Source organism: Brevundimonas diminuta (assembly GCF_039673845.1).
GTDB classification, from domain to species: domain Bacteria; phylum Pseudomonadota; class Alphaproteobacteria; order Caulobacterales; family Caulobacteraceae; genus Brevundimonas; species Brevundimonas diminuta_E.
This window is the reverse complement of the sequence record NZ_JBDJMK010000002.1, coordinates 36,733-53,760: the sequence shown is the minus strand read 5'-3', so window position 1 is coordinate 53,760 and position 17,028 is coordinate 36,733. Positions and strand designations below refer to the sequence as shown.

The window sequence follows — 17,028 nt, the reverse complement described above, 5'->3', positions numbered from 1 at the left end:
GACATGACCGACCTCAAGACTTCTCTCAGCGAAGCGGTCGGGTCCGCCTTCGCCGCCGAAGGCGTGGACAAGGCCCTGGCCCGCGTCACCGCCTCCGACCGTCCCGATCTGGCCGACTTCCAGTCGAACGGCGCCCTGGCCGCCGCCAAGGCGCTGAAGGCCAATCCGCGCGAACTGGCCGCCAGGGTGGCCGAGCGTCTGGCCGCCGATCCGCGCCTGTCCTCGGTCGAGGTCGCCGGTCCCGGCTTCATCAACATGAAGCTGTCGAACGCGGCCCTGGCCCAGCGTGCGGCCGAGGTCGCGGCGGACGATGAACTGGCCGGCGCCTCGCGCGTCGAGCCGCGCAAGGTGGTCATCGACTACGGCGGCCCGAACGTGGCCAAGCCCATGCACGTCGGCCATTTGCGCAGCGCCATCATCGGCGAGAGCCTGAAGCGGCTGTTCCGCCTGCGCGGCGACCATGTGACCGGCGACGCCCACTTCGGCGACTGGGGCTTCCAGATGGGCCTGCTGATCACCGCCTGCGGCGACGAGGGTCTGGCCGACGCCTTCATGGCCGAGGGCGACGGCCCCTTCCCGGCGCAGACGCCGGTGACGCTGGCCGATCTGGACCGCCTCTATCCGCTGGCGGCGGGCAAGGCCAAGGAAGACCCCGCCTTCCGCGACCGCGCCCGTAAGGCGACGGCCGAACTGCAGGGCGGCCGTCCCGGCTATCGCGCGCTTTGGCAGCATTTCGTCGCCGTCAGCCGCGCGGCGCTGAAGCGCGAATACGACGACCTGTCGGTCGACTTCGACCTGTGGAACGGCGAGAGCGACGCCGATCCCCTGATGGACGAGATGATCGCCGACCTGAAGGCCAAGGGCCTGCTGGTCGAGGACGACGGCGCCCAGGTGGTCCACGTCGCCCGCGACGGCGAGACCCGCAAGAAGAAGCTGGCCGACGGCTCGGTGATCGAGGGCCCCTCGCCCCCGCCCCTGCTGGTCATCAGCTCGGAAGGCTCGGCCATGTACGGCACGACCGACCTGGCCACGATCCTGGACCGCAAGAAATCGATCGGCCCCGACCTGATCCTCTACGTCGTGGACGAGCGTCAAGCCGAGCATTTCGAACAGGTGTTCCGCGCCGCCTATCTGGCCGGCTACGCGCCCGAAAAGTCGCTGGAGCACCTCGGCTTCGGCACCATGAACGGCGCCGACGGCAAGCCGTTCAAGACCCGCGCGGGCGGCGTCCTGAAGCTGCGCGATCTGATCGATCAGGCGACAGAAAAGGCGCGCGAGCGTCTGCACGAGGCCAAGCTGGGCGACGACCTGCCCGCCGAAGAGTTCGAGGACATCGCCCATAAGGTGGCGGTCGCCGCGCTGAAATTCTCGGACCTGTCGAACAACCGCACGACCAGCTACGTCTTCGACCTCGACCGCTTCATGAGCTTCGAGGGCAAGACCGGCCCCTATCTGCTGTATCAGGCCGTGCGGGTGAAATCCCTGCTGCGCAAGGCGGCGGAACAGGGCGTGGCCTTGGCCCCCATCGTCATCGAGGAAGCCGCCGAACGCGACCTGGCCCTGACGCTGGACGCCTTCGACGCGGCCACGGCCGACGCCTATGACAAGCGTTCGCCCAATCTGATCGCTGAGCACGCCTATCGGCTGGCGCAGAGCTTCTCCAAATTCTACGCCGCCTGCCCGATCCTGGTGGCGCCGAACGAGGCGACCAAGGGTTCGCGCCTGGCCCTGGCCGCCGCGACCCTGCACCAGTTGGAGACGGCCCTGCGCCTGCTGGGCATCGAGACGCCCGAGCGGATGTAAGATTCAGGTTCCTTCTCCCGATGGGAGAAGGTGGCCCGAAGGGCTGGATGAGGGTTCCCGGCAGAAGTCGGCGCAAGCCGCCGCGCGACGGCTGACGCCGACTGAGGCGTCAGCCCCTCACCCTTTTGCCTGTTCCAATCGCTTCGCTCTTGGAGGCTCAAGCCCTCTCCCGCCGGGAGAGGGTCAGGAGATGACGGCAAAGGCCGGGACCGCTAGGCTGCGCTCAAGTTACGGAGCCTCCCCATGTCCCTCGACGCCTTCATCGCCGGCCTGCCCAAGGCGGAGCTGCACCTGCACATCGAGGGCTCGCTTGAGCCCGAACTGATGTTCGAACTGGCGCAGAGGAACGGCGTCGCCATCCCCTACGACAGCGTCGAGGCCGTGCGCGCGGCCTATGACTTCTCGAACCTGCAGGACTTCCTCGACATCTATTACGCGGGCGCCGCCGTGCTGCTGACGCGTCAGGATTTCGAGGATCTGGCCTTCGCCTATTTCCAACGCGCCGCCGCCGACAACGTCCGCCACGCCGAGATCTTCTTCGATCCCCAGACCCACACCGACCGGGGCGTGCCCTTCGCCGTCGTGGTCGAGGGCCTGATCGCAGGCATGGATCGCGCCAAGTCGGAACTCGGCGTCACCAGCGGCCTGATCCTCAGCTTCCTGCGCCACCTGTCCGAAGACGAAGCCTTCGCCACGCTGGAAGCCGCCAAGCCCTATCTGCATCACTTCATCGGCGTCGGACTGGATTCCTCCGAAGTCGGCCACCCGCCGTCGAAGTTCCAGCGTGTCTTCGCCGCCGCCCGCGAACTGGGCCTGAAGCTGTGCGCCCACGCGGGCGAGGAAGGTCCGCCCGAATACGTGCGCGAGGCGCTGGACCTGCTGCACATCGACCGCATGGACCACGGCAACCGCTCGATGGAGGACGAGGTCCTGATCGCCCGTCTGGCCGCCGAGCAGATGACGCTGACCGTCTGCCCCCTGTCGAACCTGAAGCTGTGCGTGGTCAAGGATCTGAAGGACCATCCGGTCCCCGAGATGCTGCGCCGGGGCCTGCACGTCACCCTGAACTCGGACGATCCGTCCTATTTCGGCGGCTATGTGAACGCGAACTACAGCCAGTTGGCCGAGGCGGTCGGCCTGACGCGGGAGCAGGTGACGCAACTGGCCAAGAACAGCTTCGAAGGCAGCTTCCTGAACGACGCCGACAAGGCGAAGCGGATCGCCGAGGTGGAGGCCTACGCGGCGGCGAACTGAGCTTCTCGGCCCGGCCTGCCGCTCCCCTCCCTTACCTACCCGCCGTCATCCTCGGGCTTGACCCGAGGATCCAGCCAAGCCGGCAGCCGCGGCATGAAACACCGGCGCCAGCACGCATTCGGCCGGAGCGGTTCTGGATCCTCGGGTCAAGCCCGAGGATGACGGCAGTGGGGAGCAGGCCGGTCATCCGACATCCGACTCCCACGCGCACAATGTTCCTGATATGTTCGCATCATGGAGCACCCCGGCCGACAGCCCGATGAAGACGCCGCCGGGCTGCGCTGGCTGTTCATCGACCTGAACGCCTTCTTCGCCAGCGTCGAGCAGCAGCAAAACCCCGACTGGCGCGGCAAGCCCGTCATCGTCCGCCCCGCCGAAAGTGAATATTCCGGCGCCATCGCCGCCAGCTATGAGAGCAAGGCCTTCGGCGTCCGCACCGGGATGCAGGTGGCCGAGGCCCGCCGCCTGTGCCCGGACCTGATCGTCGCCGAGGCGCGACCCGACCTTTACGTTCAGGTCCACAAGCAGATCATGCACGAGATCGACCAGCACGTGCCGGTGTGGAAGGTCGGCTCCATCGACGAATGTTCGTGCCAGCTGATCGGGCCGGAGCGGCAGGAAGCCAACGCCGTCGCCCTGGCCCGGCGCATTCAGGCGGGGATCATGGAGAATGTGGGCGAATGCCTGCGATCATCCATCGGACTGGCGCCCTCACGGTTTCTGGCCAAGACGGCTTGCGGCATGAAGAAGCCCGCCGGGCTGACGATACTGCGCGCCCATGAACTGCCCGGCGCCATCCTGCACCTGCCGCTGTCGCAGTATCCGGGCGTCGGCTCGCGGATGCGCGAACGGCTGGCGGCGGCGGGCGTCACGGACACGGCGGGCCTGTGGAACATGACCGCCAGGGAGGCGCGGGCGGTCTGGAACAGCATCGAGGGCGAGCGCATCTGGCGCGGCCTGCACGGCCTCGACAGCGAGCCGACGCCGGAAAAGCCGCCCGCCTTCATCAGCCACAGCCATGTGCTGGCGCAGGCCATGCGCAACCCGGACAAGGCGCGGGCGGTCGCGCGGCGCCTGATGGTCAAATGCGGGGCGCGGCTGCGGCGGATGGGGCTGACCGGCGCCGGGATCAGCCTGCATCTCGACATGGGGCCGAAGGGCGCCAGGCGCGGCTGGGACACCACGGGCCTGACCCGCGCCGTCGCCCCGACGCAGGACACCTTCGCCCTGCTGGCCGCGCTGGACGCGCTGTGGCGCCGGGTCGAGCCGGAACTGGAGGCCGGGCGGTTGAGCTATGTCGGCGTCGGCGTCCATGGCCTGAAGGCGCGCGACGCCTTTGAGGCCGACCTGTTCGACATCGGCCCGGATCAGGGCGGCGACGCGCCGTCCTTACGCCTGTCGCAGGCGCTGGATGCGCTGAACAAACGCTATGGCAAGGACACGGTCAGCATCGGCCCCAAGGCGGGCCTGCCCGACTATATCGGCGCCAAGATCGCCTTCACCCGCATCCCCGACGAGGCGGACTTCTATGAGTGAGAGATCAGGTCTGCAGCCGCGATCTCGGCGATCTTCAGCGCGCTGAAGCTGGCCTTGGCGGCGGCCGCCGTGTCCGGGGCGATGGCGCGGCAGGCGTCCGCGATGACCACGGCCTCGAAGCCTTCGCGCACCGCATCCTCGGCGGTGAAGCGGACGCAGTAGTCATAGGCCAGACCGCACAGGAACAGCCGCTTCACGCCCAGATCGCGCAGCAGGCCCGCCAGACCCGTCGCCGTCCTGTGGTCGTTCTCATAAAAGCCGGAGTAGCTATCGACCGCCGGATTATAGCCCTTGCGGACCACGGCCAGCGCCTTGGTCACGGCAGTCGCCGCGTCGGGGTGGAAGTCCGCCCCCGGCGTCCCCTGCACGCAGTGATCCGGCCACAGCATCTGGGGGCCGTAGGCGACCTCGATCTGCGTGAAGGGCGCCGCGCCCGCATGGTTGGAGGCGAAGCTGATCTGGTCCGGCGTGTGCCAGTCCTGCGTGGCGATGACAGTCGCGAACCGCTCGGCCAGCCGGTTGATCAGGGGCATGATCGCCGCCCCGCCCTGAACCGCCAGAGCGCCGCCCTCGCAGAAATCGTTCTGGGCGTCGATGACCAGAAGGGCGTCAGAAGCGGCGATCTGCATGGCGTCAGGCCGCCGCGATCTGATCGACTTCGTTGGCCGAGCCGAGGACGACCGGCACCCGCTGGTGCAGTTCGGTCGGGGTCACGTCCATGATGGCCTGTTTGCCGTCCGTGGTGGACTTGCCGCCCGCCTGTTCCACGAGGAAGGACATGGGGTTGCCTTCGTACATCAGGCGCAGCTTGCCCGGCTTGTTCGGCTCGCGCTTGTCCCACGGATAGAGGAAGACGCCGCCGCGCATAAGGATGCGGTGCACATCGGCCACCATGGCGGCGACCCAGCGCATGTTGAAGTTCTTTCCGCGCGGTCCCTCGGCGCCCTTCAGGCAACCGTCGACATAGCGCTGGACGCTTTCGGCCCAGTGGCGCTGGTTCGACATGTTGATGGCGAACTCTTTCGTGTCGGCCGGAATGCGCACGTCCTCATGCGTCATCAGCCAGCGACCATCGGGCGCCAGGGTGAAGCCCGCCACCCCCTTGCCCGTCGTCAGCACCAGCATGGCCTGACCGGCGTAGACGGCGTACAGCGCCGCGACCTGATGGCGGCCCGATTGCAGGAAGTCGGCCTCGCTCGGCTGTGCCGACGGCGCCTTCAGCACCGAGACGATGGTGCCGACCGGCGCATTGATGTCGATGTTGGACGAGCCGTCCAGCGGGTCGAACAGCACCAGATATTCGCCCGCCGGATTGGCAGAGGGCTGCATCGTGTCCTTTTCCTCGGACGCCACGCCCGCCACGGCCGGGCAGGCCAGCAGGGCGTCGGTCAGCAGGTCGTCGGCGATGACGTCCAGCTTCTTCTGTTCCTCGTCCTGCACATTGACGGCGCCCGACGCCCCCAGCGCCCCGACCAGAGCGCCGCCCGCCACCACCTGTCGGATCTCGACGCAGGCGGCGGCCGCCGTCGTCAGCGTCGCAACCAGTCCCTGCGGCAGGTCGAGGGAGGCGAGGTGGGCGGCGAGATCGGTGCGGGCGGTCATGACGTCCTTGAAATCCTGTGGGCGAAGCGCGGTTCCACCCCCTCATGGCCCTTCGGATCGACGGCGGCAAGTGCGGCGCCGCTTGACTTCGCGCCGGAGTCGGGGCCTTACGTCGGACGCTCTCGCGGGAGAGATCGGGTCCGTTCGCGGCGCCCGGAGCCGAAGGCGCAACCGCCCCGGAAACGCTCAGGCAAAAGGACCGCGAAAGCGCACGGACGCTGGAAAGTCGCCGAAGGACGGAGGGTCCCGACGCGCGCCGACGGAGCAAGGCCGAACCCTTTAATCGGGAACGGTCGGAATCTCTCAGGCTTCAGGACAGCGGGGGCGCAACGACGGCGAAGCTATCGCCGCAACCTGCGACCCGGAGGCGACGCCATGAGCGATCAGGCCCTTAAGACTACCCCCCTCAACGCCGCGCACCGCGCGCTGGGCGCCCGCATGGTCGGCTTCGGCGGCTATGACATGCCGGTCCAGTATGAAGGCGTGCTGGCCGAGCACCGCTGGACCCGCGAGCACGTCGGACTGTTCGACGTCTCCCACATGGGCCAGGCGCGCATCACCGGCGCCGACGCCATCGCCCAGTTCGAGCGTTTCGTCCCCGGCGACTATGGGATCGTGAAGCCCGGCAAGCAGAAATACACCCTGCTGCTGAACGAACAGGGCGGCGTCATGGACGACCTGATGGCGGGCAAGCCGTTCGAGGACGGCCTCTACATCGTCGTCAACGCGGGCAATAAGGATGCGGACTTCGCCTTTCTGAACGCTCATCTGTCGGGCGACGCCAAGCTGGAGGTGCTGGACCGCGCCCTGCTGGCCATTCAGGGCCCGGAAGCCGCCGCCGTCATGGCCGCCCATTCGGCAGAACTGGCTGACATGGGCTTCATGGACTGCCGCACCGTGCGCCTGTTCGACGAAGACTGCATCGTTTCGCGCTCGGGCTATACCGGCGAAGACGGCTATGAGATTTCACTGCCCAGCGCCGCCGCCGAGCGCGTGTGGGGCCTGCTGCTGTCGGACGAGCGGGTGAAGCCGGTCGGTCTGGGCGCGCGCGACAGCTTGCGTCTGGAGGCCGGTCTGCCGCTGCACGGCCACGACGTCGACGCCGAAACCACCCCGGTCGAGGCCGCCCTGACCTTCGCCCTGTCCAAGTCGCGCAAGGAACGCGCCGACTTCGCCGGGGCCGACGTGATCCTGAAACAACTGGCCGACGGCCCGGCTCGCGTCCGCATCGGCCTGCACGTCAAGGAAGGCGCCCCCGCCCGCGAAGGCGCCGAGATCGCCGACATGGACGGCGCCGTCATCGGCAACGTCACTTCGGGCGGCCCCTCGCCGTCGCAGGGGCGCAACATCGCCATGGGCTATGTGCCGCCCGCCTTCGCTGAAGTCGGCACGGAGCTGAAGGTTCTGGTGCGCGGCCGTCCCGCCGCCGCCGAAGTCGTCGCCACGCCCTTCGTGCCGACCCGCTACTACCGGAAGCCGAAGGCGTAAGGCCCTCCCCCTTCCGTCATCCTCCGGCTTGACCGGAGGATCCAGAACTGCCGACGCCCGCCGTCGGATCACGACCTTCCCACGCTGGCAGGTCTGGGTCCCCGGAACAGGGCCGAGGATGACGAGTGAAATCAGACCTGTCTCGACAGGCTCCATGAGGAAAACCAAGATGAAGTTCACCAAGGATCACGAGTGGGTTCGCCTGGACGGCGACGTCGCCACGGTCGGCATCTCCAAGCACGCCGCTGACGCCCTGGGCGACGTGGTGTTCGTCGAGACGCCGGAAGCGGGCAAGACTGTCTCGGTCGGCGACAGCTTCGCCGTCGTGGAATCGGTCAAGGCCGCCTCGGACGTCTACGCCCCCATCGCGGGCGAAGTGATCGAGGGCAACGCCGCCCTGGCCGACGCCCCCGAAACCGTCAACGCCGACGCCGAGGGCGAAGGCTGGTTCGCCAGGATCAAGGTGTCCGACGCCTCGGTTCTGGACGGCCTGATGGACCGCGCCGCCTACGACGAATACCTGACCACCCTGTAAGATCACGACAGGCCCCTCCCCCTCGATGGGGGAGGCTGGGTGGGGGTGCGCGCACCGCCCTCTCCATGGGTCCGAGGGAGACGCCTTCGACGGGCGTCTCTCCAGTGCGCCGGGCGCCGTCCCGCCACCACCCCATCCCAACCCTTCCCCATCGCGGAGAAGGGCTTTGGAGAAGATCATGCGCTACCTCCCCCTGACGCCCGACGATCGCGAGGCCATGCTGGCCGCCATCGGCGCCAAATCCATCGACGACCTGTTCATCGACGTGCCGCAGGCCGCGCGCCGCGCCGGCTTCGTCGACCTGCCCCGCGTGGCGGGCGAGCTGGAGGTCGAACGCGCCCTCGGCGCCATGGCGGGCAAGAACGCCACGGCCGGAACCGTGCCCTTCTTCTGCGGCGCCGGGGCCTACAAGCACCACATCCCGGCCACGGTGGACCATGTGATCCAGCGGTCGGAGTTCCTGACCAGCTACACCCCCTACCAGCCGGAAATCGCACAGGGCACCCTGCAGTACCTGTACGAATTCCAGACCCAGGTGGCGAACCTGACCGGCATGGAAGTCGCCAACGCCTCGCTCTATGACGGCTCGACCGCCATGGCCGAGGGCGTGCTGATGGCCACCCGCGTCACCCGCCGCAACAAGGCCGTCATCTCGGGCGGCGTGCACCCCCACTACGTCAAGGCGACCGAGACCGTGGTTCACGCCGTCGGCGTCGAGACCCAGGCTCTGACGCCCGCTGTCGATGCCGAAGACGCCGTCATCGCCGCCATCGACAAGGACACGGCCTGCGTCGTCGTCCAGACCCCCAACGTCTTCGGCACCGCCACCGACGTGACGAAGATCGCCGAGGCCGCTCACGCCGCGGGCGCCCTGCTGATCGTCGTCGTCACCGAAGCCGTGTCGATGGGCCTGCTGAAATCGCCCGGCGAAATGGGCGCCGACATCGTCGCGGCCGAGGGCCAGTCGATCGGCAACGCCCTGAACTTCGGCGGCCCCTACATCGGCCTGTTCGCCACCCGCGAGAAGCTGCTGCGCCAGACGCCCGGCCGCTACTGCGGCGAGACGGTGGACGCCGAGGGCAAGCGCGGCTTCGTCCTGACCCTGTCGACGCGCGAGCAGCACATCCGCCGCGACAAGGCGACCTCGAACATCTGCACCAATTCGGGCCTCTGCTGCCTGGCGTTCAGCATCCACATGAGCCTGCTGGGCGAGACGGGCCTGCGCCAGCTGGCCCTGCTGAACCACGAAAAGGCGCTCGCCACCCGCGACGCCCTGGCCGCCATTCCGGGCGTCGAGATCCTGACCCCGCGCTTCTTCAACGAGTTCGCGGTCAAGCTGCCGAAGAACGCTGCTGAGGTCGTGCAGACCATGGCCGACAACGGCATCCTGTGCGGCGTGCCCTACAGCCGTCTGGCGCCCGATGCGGGCCTCGACGACGTCCTGCTGGTCGCCGCCACCGAGACGACGCTGGACGCCGACATCAAGATCCTGGCGGGTGCGCTCGCCAAGGTTCTGGCCGTCTAAGGGGAGATTGGAACCATGAGCACGATGAACACTGTCGGCCGCCCGACCGCCCCGAACGCCGCCTCGGACGCGTCCTACAAGCCCGCCACCCTGACCGGCGGGCGCGGCCTGCTGCAGGACGAGCCGCTGATCTTCGAAGGCGAAGGCTGGGGCAAGACCGGCGTCGACCTGCCGAAACCCGCCACCAACGGCTCGGACCTCGGCGATCTGGTCCGCAAGGACCCGATCGGCCTGCCCGGCCTGTCTGAGCCCGAGGCCATGCGCCACTATGTGCGCCTGAGTCAGAAAAACCACGCCATCGATCTGGCGCTGTATCCGCTGGGCTCGTGCACGATGAAGCACAATCCGCGCCTGAACGAAAAGATGGCGCGCCTGCCGGGCTTCTCGGACATCCACCCGCTGCAACCACAGTCGACGGTGCAGGGCGCGCTGGAACTGATGGACCAGCTGGCCCACTGGCTGACGACGCTGACGGGCATGCCCGCCGTCGCCCTGTCGCCCAAGGCCGGCGCGCACGGCGAGCTGTGCGGCCTGATGGCCATCCGCGCCGCCCACGAGGCCAAGGGCGAGCATGAGCAGCGCCGCAAGGTGCTAGTCCCGACCTCGGCCCACGGCACCAACCCGGCCACGGCCGCCTTCGTCGGCTATTCGGTGGTCGAAGTGGCCCAGACCGACGACGGCCGCGTGGACGTGGCCGATCTGGCGTCCAAGCTGGGTCCGGACGTGGCGGCCATCATGGTCACCAACCCGAACACCTGCGGCCTGTTCGAGCGCGACATTCTGGAGATCAGCCGCCTGACCCACGAAGCGGGCGCCTATTTCTACTGCGACGGCGCCAACTTCAACGCCATCGTCGGCCGGGTGCGCCCGGGCGACCTGGGCGTCGACGCCATGCACATCAACCTGCACAAGACCTTCTCGACGCCGCACGGCGGCGGCGGACCGGGCGCGGGTCCGGTCGTGCTGTCGGAGGCTCTGGCCCCCTTCGCCCCCGCCCCGTGGGTGGTAAACACCGGTGACGGCTACAAGCTGGTCGAGCGTGAGGAAGACGAGGCCGAACAGGCCTTCGGCCGCCTGTGCGCCTTCCAGGGCCAGATGGGCATGTATGTGCGCGCCCTCAGCTACATGATGTCCCACGGCTCTGACGGCCTGCGTCAGGTGGCCGAGGACGCCGTGCTGAACGCCAACTACATCAAGGTCCGCCTCGAAGACCTGATGAGCCCGGCCTTCCCCGACGGCCCGTGCATGCACGAAGCCCTGTTCGACGACGAATGGCTGAAGGGCACGGACATCACCACGCTCGACTTCGCCAAGGCGATGATCGACGAGGGCTTCCACCCGATGACCATGTATTTCCCGCTGGTCGTCCACGGCGCCATGCTGATCGAGCCGACCGAGACGGAATCCAAGGCCGAACTGGATCGCTTCATCGAGGCCATGCGTCTGCTGGCGGGCGCAGCGAAAGCTGGAGACGTCGAACGCTTCAAGGGCGCGCCCTTCCATGCGCCCCTGCGGCGTCTGGACGAGACCCGCGCCGCGCGCTCGCCGCGTCTGCGCTGGGCCGCGCCGGAAGGCTCAAACCGCGCCGGTTGATCGGCTCTGCAAGCCTGACTTCAGGGAACGCCGTGTCTTTCGGGACACGGCGTTCTGCATTTCGGCGGCGACTTACGAAAGCGTCATGCCGACGCCGCCTTTCGGCCTTGTCTCATACGTTGTGTGTCTGTCGGCCATGCTTCCCGGCCGTCCCCTGCCCGAGACCCTGCCGCCGTGACCCTGGTCCTGCCTTCGCTGAGCCCGCCTCCGCCGCCCCGTCCGGGCGTGGCGCGGCGTCTGCGTCGTCTGGCGCTGATGGCCGTGGGCTTCTTCATCATCCTGCTGGGCATAGTGATCGCGCCCCTGCCCGGTCCCGGCGGCGTGCCCGTTATCGCCCTGGGTCTGGTGATCGTCCTGCGCAACTCATGGTGGGCCAAGCGGCAGTTCATCCGCGCCCAGCGCGCCCGGCCCAAATGGGTCTATCCGTTCCGCCGCCTGATGCGGAAGAAGCCCGAAATCGCCCCCGTCTTCTGGCAGCAGACCCTGCGCGCCGAAAAGATGGTGCTGCGCCGTCGCCAGCGTCCTCTGGTCCGACTGCGCCGCCGCCTGCGCGGGATGTGGCGCAAGTCCGGACAATAAGGCCAAGCTAAGGCAAACACACGAATGTGAACGCCCTTCATGCCGGTTTCGCGCGGAACGGCGTATGCTCCCACTTGCGTAGTCTCGAGGTTGAAAGCGTTGGGAGGCGCTGTTCACATGATGTCACGCGTAAAAAAGGGAATCATCGCCGGTTTCGTAGGGACCGTCGCGGTTTCCGTGCTTGAGATAGCCAACCTCTTCCTCAATCACCTGTTCGACCCCTTCCCCGGCGTCGTGGCCAAGCTGTTCGGCATGCCGGGCAATATGGCCGCTGGATGGGGTCTGCATCTGGTGATCGGCACCGTGGTGCTGGGGTCGCTGTTCGGCGTGCTTTATCCGCGCCTGCCCAGCGCCACGCCCATCACCAAGGGCATTGTCTTCGCCGTCGGCGCCTGGGTGCTGATGATGCTCTACATCACCATGGCGGGCGATTACCGGACCTTCACCGGTTCATCCGGCTTCGGCACCTTCGGCTGGATGCTGGCGCTGCACATGGTCTTCGGCGCCGTCATGGGCAATGTCTATGCCCGACTGGTTGAGCGTGAGCGGCGCGGCGTCGCTCCGATCGGAGCCGCACCGGCTCACTGACGCTTCCGCGACCCCGACAACAGGATCGCGGGCAAACAAAAAGGCCCCGCCGTCACCGGCGGGGCCTGATGTTTTTTGCGCCGCTGAACGATCAGTTCAGCTTGCCGCCGATCTGGGCGATGGCCTGATCGATCAGGGCGTCCGTCTTGGCCCCGGCGATGCGGGCGGCCAGGATCTGTTGCGCAGCCTTGGCGGCCAGGTCGGCGGCCGCAGCCTTGACCTCTTGCGTGGCCTCGGCCTCGGCCTGGGCGATGCGGCGCTCGGCCAGCGCCTGACGGCGAGCGGTCGATTCCTCGATACGCGCCTTGGCTTCGGCTTCCATACGCTTGGCGTCGGCTTCGGCCGTCGCCAGCAGGTCGGCGGCCTGAGCCTCGGCCTCGGCCTTCTCCTGACGGATCTGGGCCAGCATGGCTTCGGCTTCGGCGCGCAGGCGTGCGGCTTCGTCCAGGTCGCCCTGAATCTTGGCGGCCTTGGCGTCCAGGTTGGCGGCGACCAGCTTGGGCACGCCCGCCATCACCACGATGGCGATGAAGATCAGCAGGCCGAAGGCGACCCACAGCTCAGGGTTGGCGAAATCATAGAAATGACCGGTCAGGAAGGCGGGCATCAGGCGGCTCCCTTGATGGCGGCGGCCAGTTCAGCGTCGGTCGCGGCCTTGCCGGTCAGACGCTCGAGCATGGCGGCCGCTGCGTCCGAAGCGATCGTCGTGACGTTCGTCATGGCGGCGTCGCGGGTCTTGGCGATGGCGCCCTCGGCCTCGGCGATGCGCGCGTTGACCACGGCTTCGTCCGCCGCCAGACGGGCGTTGAATTCTTCGGTGACGCGCTGCTTGGCGGCCACGGCGGTCGCGCGGGCGTCGGCGCGGGCCTTTTCGACCTCGGCGCGGGCGGCCTCGGCCTGAGCAGCGGCTTCGGTCTGGACCGAGCGGGCGGCGGCGATGGCGCTGTCGATCGTGTCGGCGCGCTCGTCCATCACCTTGCGCAGCCGCGGGGCGAAGACCTTGGCGACCAGGACGTACAGAAGGACGAACAGGATCAGCAGATAGCCGATCTGGCCCGCCCAGTGCTGGAATTCGAACTGGGGCAGACCGCCCGAGCCATGCTCGGCCGCCGCCTGCGTCTCCGCGTGGAGATCGCCCGGCGCCGGGGTCTGAACGTCAAGTGTGGGTGTGCTGGCCATGAACCGTCTTCGCTAGATCAGGACAGCGGCGCGCAGGACAGGCCCGCGCGCCGCCAATTCTGAGAGATCGTGGGCTGGGATCAGCCGAAGATCATCAGGACGCCCAGCACGAAGGCCAGGATGCCCAGGGCTTCGGCCAGGGCCGCGCCGACGAACAGGTTGCCGACTTGCGAGGCGGCAGCAGCCGGGTTGCGCAGGGCGCCGGCCAGGAAGTTGCCGAAGATGTTGCCGACGGCCAGGGCCGAGCCGATCATGCCGAGGGTGGCCAGACCAGCGCCGATGTACTTAGCGGCTTCAGCGTCCATGATGATTTCCTAATTTCTTGGAGCGTTGGAGGGTAGGGTTACGAACTGAACTCAAGCCTTAGTGGCCATCGCCCAGGTTGACCACATCGTTGAGGTAGATGCAGGTCAGAACGGTGAAAACGAAGGCCTGAAGGAAGGCCACCAGGAACTCGAGCGCCGTCATCGCCACGACCATGCCCAGCGACAGGGCCGCCACCGGGATGAAGGCATAGGCCAGACCGCCGGTGACCAGGGCCACCGCGCCCAGTTGAACGACGAACTGGGCGAAGATCTTCAGCGCCACGTGACCGCCCAGCATGTTGCCGAACAGACGCAGGGCCAGGGTGGCCGGGCGCAGCAGGAAGGACACGAACTCGATCAGGCCGACGACCGGACGCAGCAGCAGCGGCGCGCCCGCGGGCCAGAACAGTTTTAGGAAGCCGACGCCGTTCTTGACGATGCCGACCACGACCACGGTCAGGAAGGAGATCAGGCCCAGGGTGACGGTCACGGCCAGCTGCGACGTGGCGGTGAAGGTCAGGAACATGCCCAGCAGGTTCATCGACAGAACCATCAGGAACATGGTGAAGGCGAAGGGGAAATACTTCCGGCCCTCGTGACCGATGATGGAGTTGGCCAGGTTGTCGACCATGCCGAACAGGCTTTCACCCGCCGCCTGCATCCGGCCCGGCACCACCTTGGCGCCCGAGGTCGCCAACGACAGGAAGCCCACCACGCCGACGAAGGCGATGGTCATGGCCACGTGCGAATTGGTGATCGCGATCACCTGTTCGCCCAGGACGGGAACATTGACCGTGCCGAACTCTACGAGCGGCTTGACCTCAAATTGTTCAATCGGACCGGCCATTAAGCCTATCGTTCCCTGTTTTCTTCATCAGCCTCGATGATGGGTTCGCCCTGCTGAGGCAAACCCGCCGCCTTGGCCTGCGCCATCAGCCGGTGGGCTGTGCGACGCGCCATATAAATCGATAAGGCGAAGCCCATAAGGACCCCGCCCAAAACGCCCATCGGCGCCGTCCCGAACAGCCGGTCGACGCCAAACCCGATTGCGAGGCCGATCAACACCCCGCCGAGAAGCTCGGCGATGATGCGATAGGCCTGGCCGACGACCTTCTGCGCAGCAACATCGACGGACTTGTCCGCCTGAACCTTCGCCTCAAGTGCGGATGCGCTTCTGTGGAGGCGTTTGATCGCCTCTTCGCGCGATTCCTTCGTCGGGGACATGGCCTGTTCGCTCAGCATCCGGCGCATGACCGGAACGGGTCTGAATTTCGGCGCGGAACCTATAGGCGAGACGGCCTCAGGTCAAGGCGGCGCGCCTTGGACTTAAGTCCATGACTTTTCGGAACTTCCTGCAGTCGCGACGATCCGCCCCGTCAAGGTTGCGACTCTTCGTCCTCACTGACGAAATCCTGGGCGAATTCCGGCGCGCCGTCGTCCAGCCCGGTCAGCAGATCCTCGCCCTCGTCATCGCCTGCGCGCGAGGGGTCCGGCACCTCAAAACCGACCGGCATGGACAGGTCCAGCAGACCCGCCGCCTTCATCTCCTGCACGCCCGGCAGATCATAGAGGCTGGCCAGACTGAAGTGCTCCAGAAAGCGGTCGGTCGTGGCGTAGGTAACGGGCCGCCCCGGCGTGCGACGCCGTCCGCGCAGCCGCACGAAGTCCATCTCCAGCAGCAGGTCCAGCGTGCCCTTGGACAGGGAGACGCCGCGCACGCTCTCGACTTCGGCGCGGGTGCAGGGCTGGTGGTAGGCGATGATGGCCAGGGTCTCGAGCGCGGCCTTGGACAGGCGGCGCGGCTCCTCGCGCTCCTCGGTCATCAGGAAGCCGAGATCGGGCGCCGTGCGGAAGCGCCAGCGCTCGGCCACGCAATCCAACTCGACCCCGCGCCCCTGATAGCGCGCTTGCAGGGCGGTCAGCGCTCCGCCGACGTCGGCGCCTTCGGGCAGGCGGCGCGCGATCTCGGCCAGCGACAGCGGCGCGGCGGCGGCGAACAGCAGGGCCTCGACCCGGCGTTCGATCTCGAGATGGTCGGGGGTGAAGTCGAGGTCAGACATGAACCCCCTCCTCTCCGCTCATCCCGGCGAAGGCCGGGATCCAGATGCAAACGCCCGGCCTGTAAGATGGGCCACGTCTGAACGCGCCACTGTCGAATCTTACAATCTGGGTCCCGGCCTTCGCCGGGATGAGCGGTTGAGAACGGGTCACGGCGTCAGCTCCAAGGGCTGCCCCAACCCGCGTCGCTTCAGCCACACCGCGTCGAATGGCCGCTCCTGCCGGATATCCATGCCGCCCTCCTTCACCAGCTCAAGACTGGCCGACAGTGTGGAGGCGGTATAGCTGGCCTGGCTCGGGCCTTCCTGCCCTTCCGGCTTCTGTGGCGCCACGCGCTCCAGCGGCGTCCATTCGGCCAGACGCGGCATGATCTCGCGCAGCCAGTCGCGGGCGGCCTCCAGCTGGAAAGCCTCGACCCGCTGGCCGGGGGCGTATTTGCGGCGCTCCTCGCGGCGGCGCTGGGCGACATAGGCGCTCATCAACTCATAGAGACTGGCGTCCACACGGTCGGACGGGATGATGACCGTCGCCTGAGGGTCGCCGCGCGTGAAGACGTCGCGCTTCAACTGCGGGCGGCCAGTGATGGCCTCCACCGCCGTGCGCATGGCTTCCAGCTTCTGCAGACGAAAGGCCAGGGCGGCGGCGATCTCTTCGGCCGGCGGCTCCTCCGGCTTGTCCTTTTCGTTGCGTGGGATCAGCAGGCGCGACTTCAGATAGGCCAGCCACGACGCCATCACGAGATAGTCGGCCGCCAGCGCGAAGTTGCGCCGCCGCGCCTCATGCACGAAGGCCAGATACTGTTCGGCCAGACGGGTGATGGACAGCTTCAGCAGGTCCACCTTCTGCGTCCTCGCCAGCGCCAGAAGGACGTGCAGAGGGCCTTCATACCCCTCCAGGTCGACGACGAAGGCCTCCTGCGCCTCGACCTGTTCGACGGCGGTGAAGTCGAGGTTCGGCTGGAAGGCCTCGCTCATGCGCCCTCA

Annotated in this window: 18 protein-coding genes and 1 riboswitch; of the genes, 9 read left to right on the top strand and 9 right to left on the bottom strand. The window is 67.5% G+C overall.

The annotated features are described in order from the left end of the window. The first annotated feature begins 3 nt into the window (after window positions 1-3). The 3 genes from argS (at window position 4) to ABE454_RS02225 (ending at window position 4,593) form a co-directional block, all read left to right on the top strand. Entirely contained in the window at window positions 4-1,803 is a 1,800-nt protein-coding gene (gene argS / locus ABE454_RS02235) for an arginine--tRNA ligase (RefSeq protein ID WP_346528621.1), read from the top strand. A 243-nt stretch (window positions 1,804-2,046) separates the two neighbouring features. Then, window positions 2,047-3,057 carry an adenosine deaminase gene (locus tag ABE454_RS02230; RefSeq protein ID WP_346528618.1) on the top strand — a complete coding sequence of 337 codons (1,011 nt, stop codon included), beginning with the start codon at window positions 2,047-2,049 and terminating at the stop codon, window positions 3,055-3,057. A gap of 234 nt (window positions 3,058-3,291) precedes the next feature. Beyond that, a complete protein-coding gene (locus ABE454_RS02225; protein ID WP_346528616.1) occupies window positions 3,292-4,593 on the top strand; it encodes a type VI secretion protein ImpB in 1,302 nt (433 codons plus the stop codon). Here the strand turns inward: ABE454_RS02225 and pncA are convergent. Together pncA and ABE454_RS02215 are read right to left on the bottom strand one after the other, a co-directional pair. Next, window positions 4,584-5,222 (bottom strand): bifunctional nicotinamidase/pyrazinamidase, encoded by a 639-nt coding sequence (gene pncA / locus ABE454_RS02220; protein ID WP_346528614.1) that lies wholly within the window; start codon window positions 5,220-5,222, stop codon window positions 4,584-4,586. The genes ABE454_RS02225 and pncA overlap by 10 nt on opposite strands. A gap of 4 nt (window positions 5,223-5,226) precedes the next feature. Beyond that, window positions 5,227-6,195, bottom strand: coding sequence for a class 1 fructose-bisphosphatase (locus ABE454_RS02215; RefSeq protein ID WP_346528612.1), 969 nt, complete (start codon window positions 6,193-6,195; stop codon window positions 5,227-5,229). A 115-nt stretch (window positions 6,196-6,310) separates the two neighbouring features. Then, a riboswitch (glycine riboswitch) is annotated at window positions 6,311-6,407 on the top strand. A 163-nt stretch (window positions 6,408-6,570) separates the two neighbouring features. On the opposite strand from ABE454_RS02215, the gene gcvT reads away from it, so the two are divergent. The 6 genes from gcvT to ABE454_RS02185 all read left to right on the top strand — a co-directional run bounded on the left by gcvT (window position 6,571) and on the right by ABE454_RS02185 (window position 12,503). Continuing rightward, entirely contained in the window at window positions 6,571-7,683 is a 1,113-nt protein-coding gene (gene gcvT, locus ABE454_RS02210) for a glycine cleavage system aminomethyltransferase GcvT (protein WP_346528610.1), read from the top strand. 169 nt (window positions 7,684-7,852) lie between these two features. Further along, complete coding sequence (gcvH, locus tag ABE454_RS02205) at window positions 7,853-8,218, top strand: glycine cleavage system protein GcvH (protein ID WP_346528607.1); 366 nt, start codon at window positions 7,853-7,855, stop codon at window positions 8,216-8,218. 178 nt (window positions 8,219-8,396) lie between these two features. Next, entirely contained in the window at window positions 8,397-9,743 is a 1,347-nt protein-coding gene (gcvPA, locus tag ABE454_RS02200) for an aminomethyl-transferring glycine dehydrogenase subunit GcvPA (protein WP_346528605.1), read from the top strand. A gap of 15 nt (window positions 9,744-9,758) precedes the next feature. Further along, the gene (gene gcvPB, locus ABE454_RS02195; protein ID WP_313574871.1) at window positions 9,759-11,336 is read left to right on the top strand and encodes an aminomethyl-transferring glycine dehydrogenase subunit GcvPB; all 1,578 of its coding nucleotides are present in this window, start codon (window positions 9,759-9,761) and stop codon (window positions 11,334-11,336) included. Window positions 11,337-11,510: 174 nt separating this feature from the next. Continuing rightward, window positions 11,511-11,915, top strand: a complete 405-nt coding sequence (locus ABE454_RS02190; protein WP_346528603.1) for a PGPGW domain-containing protein — start codon at window positions 11,511-11,513, stop codon at window positions 11,913-11,915. Window positions 11,916-12,032: 117 nt separating this feature from the next. After that, the gene (locus tag ABE454_RS02185; protein ID WP_346528600.1) at window positions 12,033-12,503 is read left to right on the top strand and encodes a DUF6789 family protein; all 471 of its coding nucleotides are present in this window, start codon (window positions 12,033-12,035) and stop codon (window positions 12,501-12,503) included. 91 nt (window positions 12,504-12,594) lie between these two features. On the opposite strand, the gene ABE454_RS02180 is transcribed toward ABE454_RS02185, so the two are convergent. The 7 genes from ABE454_RS02180 to ABE454_RS02150 all read right to left on the bottom strand — a co-directional run bounded on the left by ABE454_RS02180 (window position 12,595) and on the right by ABE454_RS02150 (window position 17,019). Next, window positions 12,595-13,110 carry a F0F1 ATP synthase subunit B gene (locus tag ABE454_RS02180; RefSeq protein WP_346528598.1) on the bottom strand — a complete coding sequence of 172 codons (516 nt, stop codon included), beginning with the start codon at window positions 13,108-13,110 and terminating at the stop codon, window positions 12,595-12,597. Beyond that, a complete protein-coding gene (locus ABE454_RS02175; RefSeq protein WP_346528597.1) occupies window positions 13,110-13,682 on the bottom strand; it encodes a hypothetical protein in 573 nt (190 codons plus the stop codon). The genes ABE454_RS02180 and ABE454_RS02175 overlap by 1 nt, the downstream gene beginning before the upstream one ends. Before the next feature lie 80 nt (window positions 13,683-13,762). Then, a complete protein-coding gene (locus tag ABE454_RS02170; protein ID WP_003168985.1) occupies window positions 13,763-13,987 on the bottom strand; it encodes a F0F1 ATP synthase subunit C in 225 nt (74 codons plus the stop codon). A gap of 58 nt (window positions 13,988-14,045) precedes the next feature. Further along, window positions 14,046-14,834, bottom strand: coding sequence for a F0F1 ATP synthase subunit A (locus ABE454_RS02165; RefSeq protein ID WP_346528595.1), 789 nt, complete (start codon window positions 14,832-14,834; stop codon window positions 14,046-14,048). A 5-nt stretch (window positions 14,835-14,839) separates the two neighbouring features. After that, the gene (locus tag ABE454_RS02160; protein WP_346528594.1) at window positions 14,840-15,238 is read right to left on the bottom strand and encodes an AtpZ/AtpI family protein; all 399 of its coding nucleotides are present in this window, start codon (window positions 15,236-15,238) and stop codon (window positions 14,840-14,842) included. Window positions 15,239-15,363: 125 nt separating this feature from the next. After that, window positions 15,364-16,047 (bottom strand): SMC-Scp complex subunit ScpB, encoded by a 684-nt coding sequence (scpB, locus tag ABE454_RS02155; RefSeq protein ID WP_346528592.1) that lies wholly within the window; start codon window positions 16,045-16,047, stop codon window positions 15,364-15,366. A 147-nt stretch (window positions 16,048-16,194) separates the two neighbouring features. Beyond that, the gene (locus tag ABE454_RS02150) at window positions 16,195-17,019 is read right to left on the bottom strand and encodes a segregation and condensation protein A (protein ID WP_003163745.1); all 825 of its coding nucleotides are present in this window, start codon (window positions 17,017-17,019) and stop codon (window positions 16,195-16,197) included. Window positions 17,020-17,028: the final 9 nt, after the last annotated feature.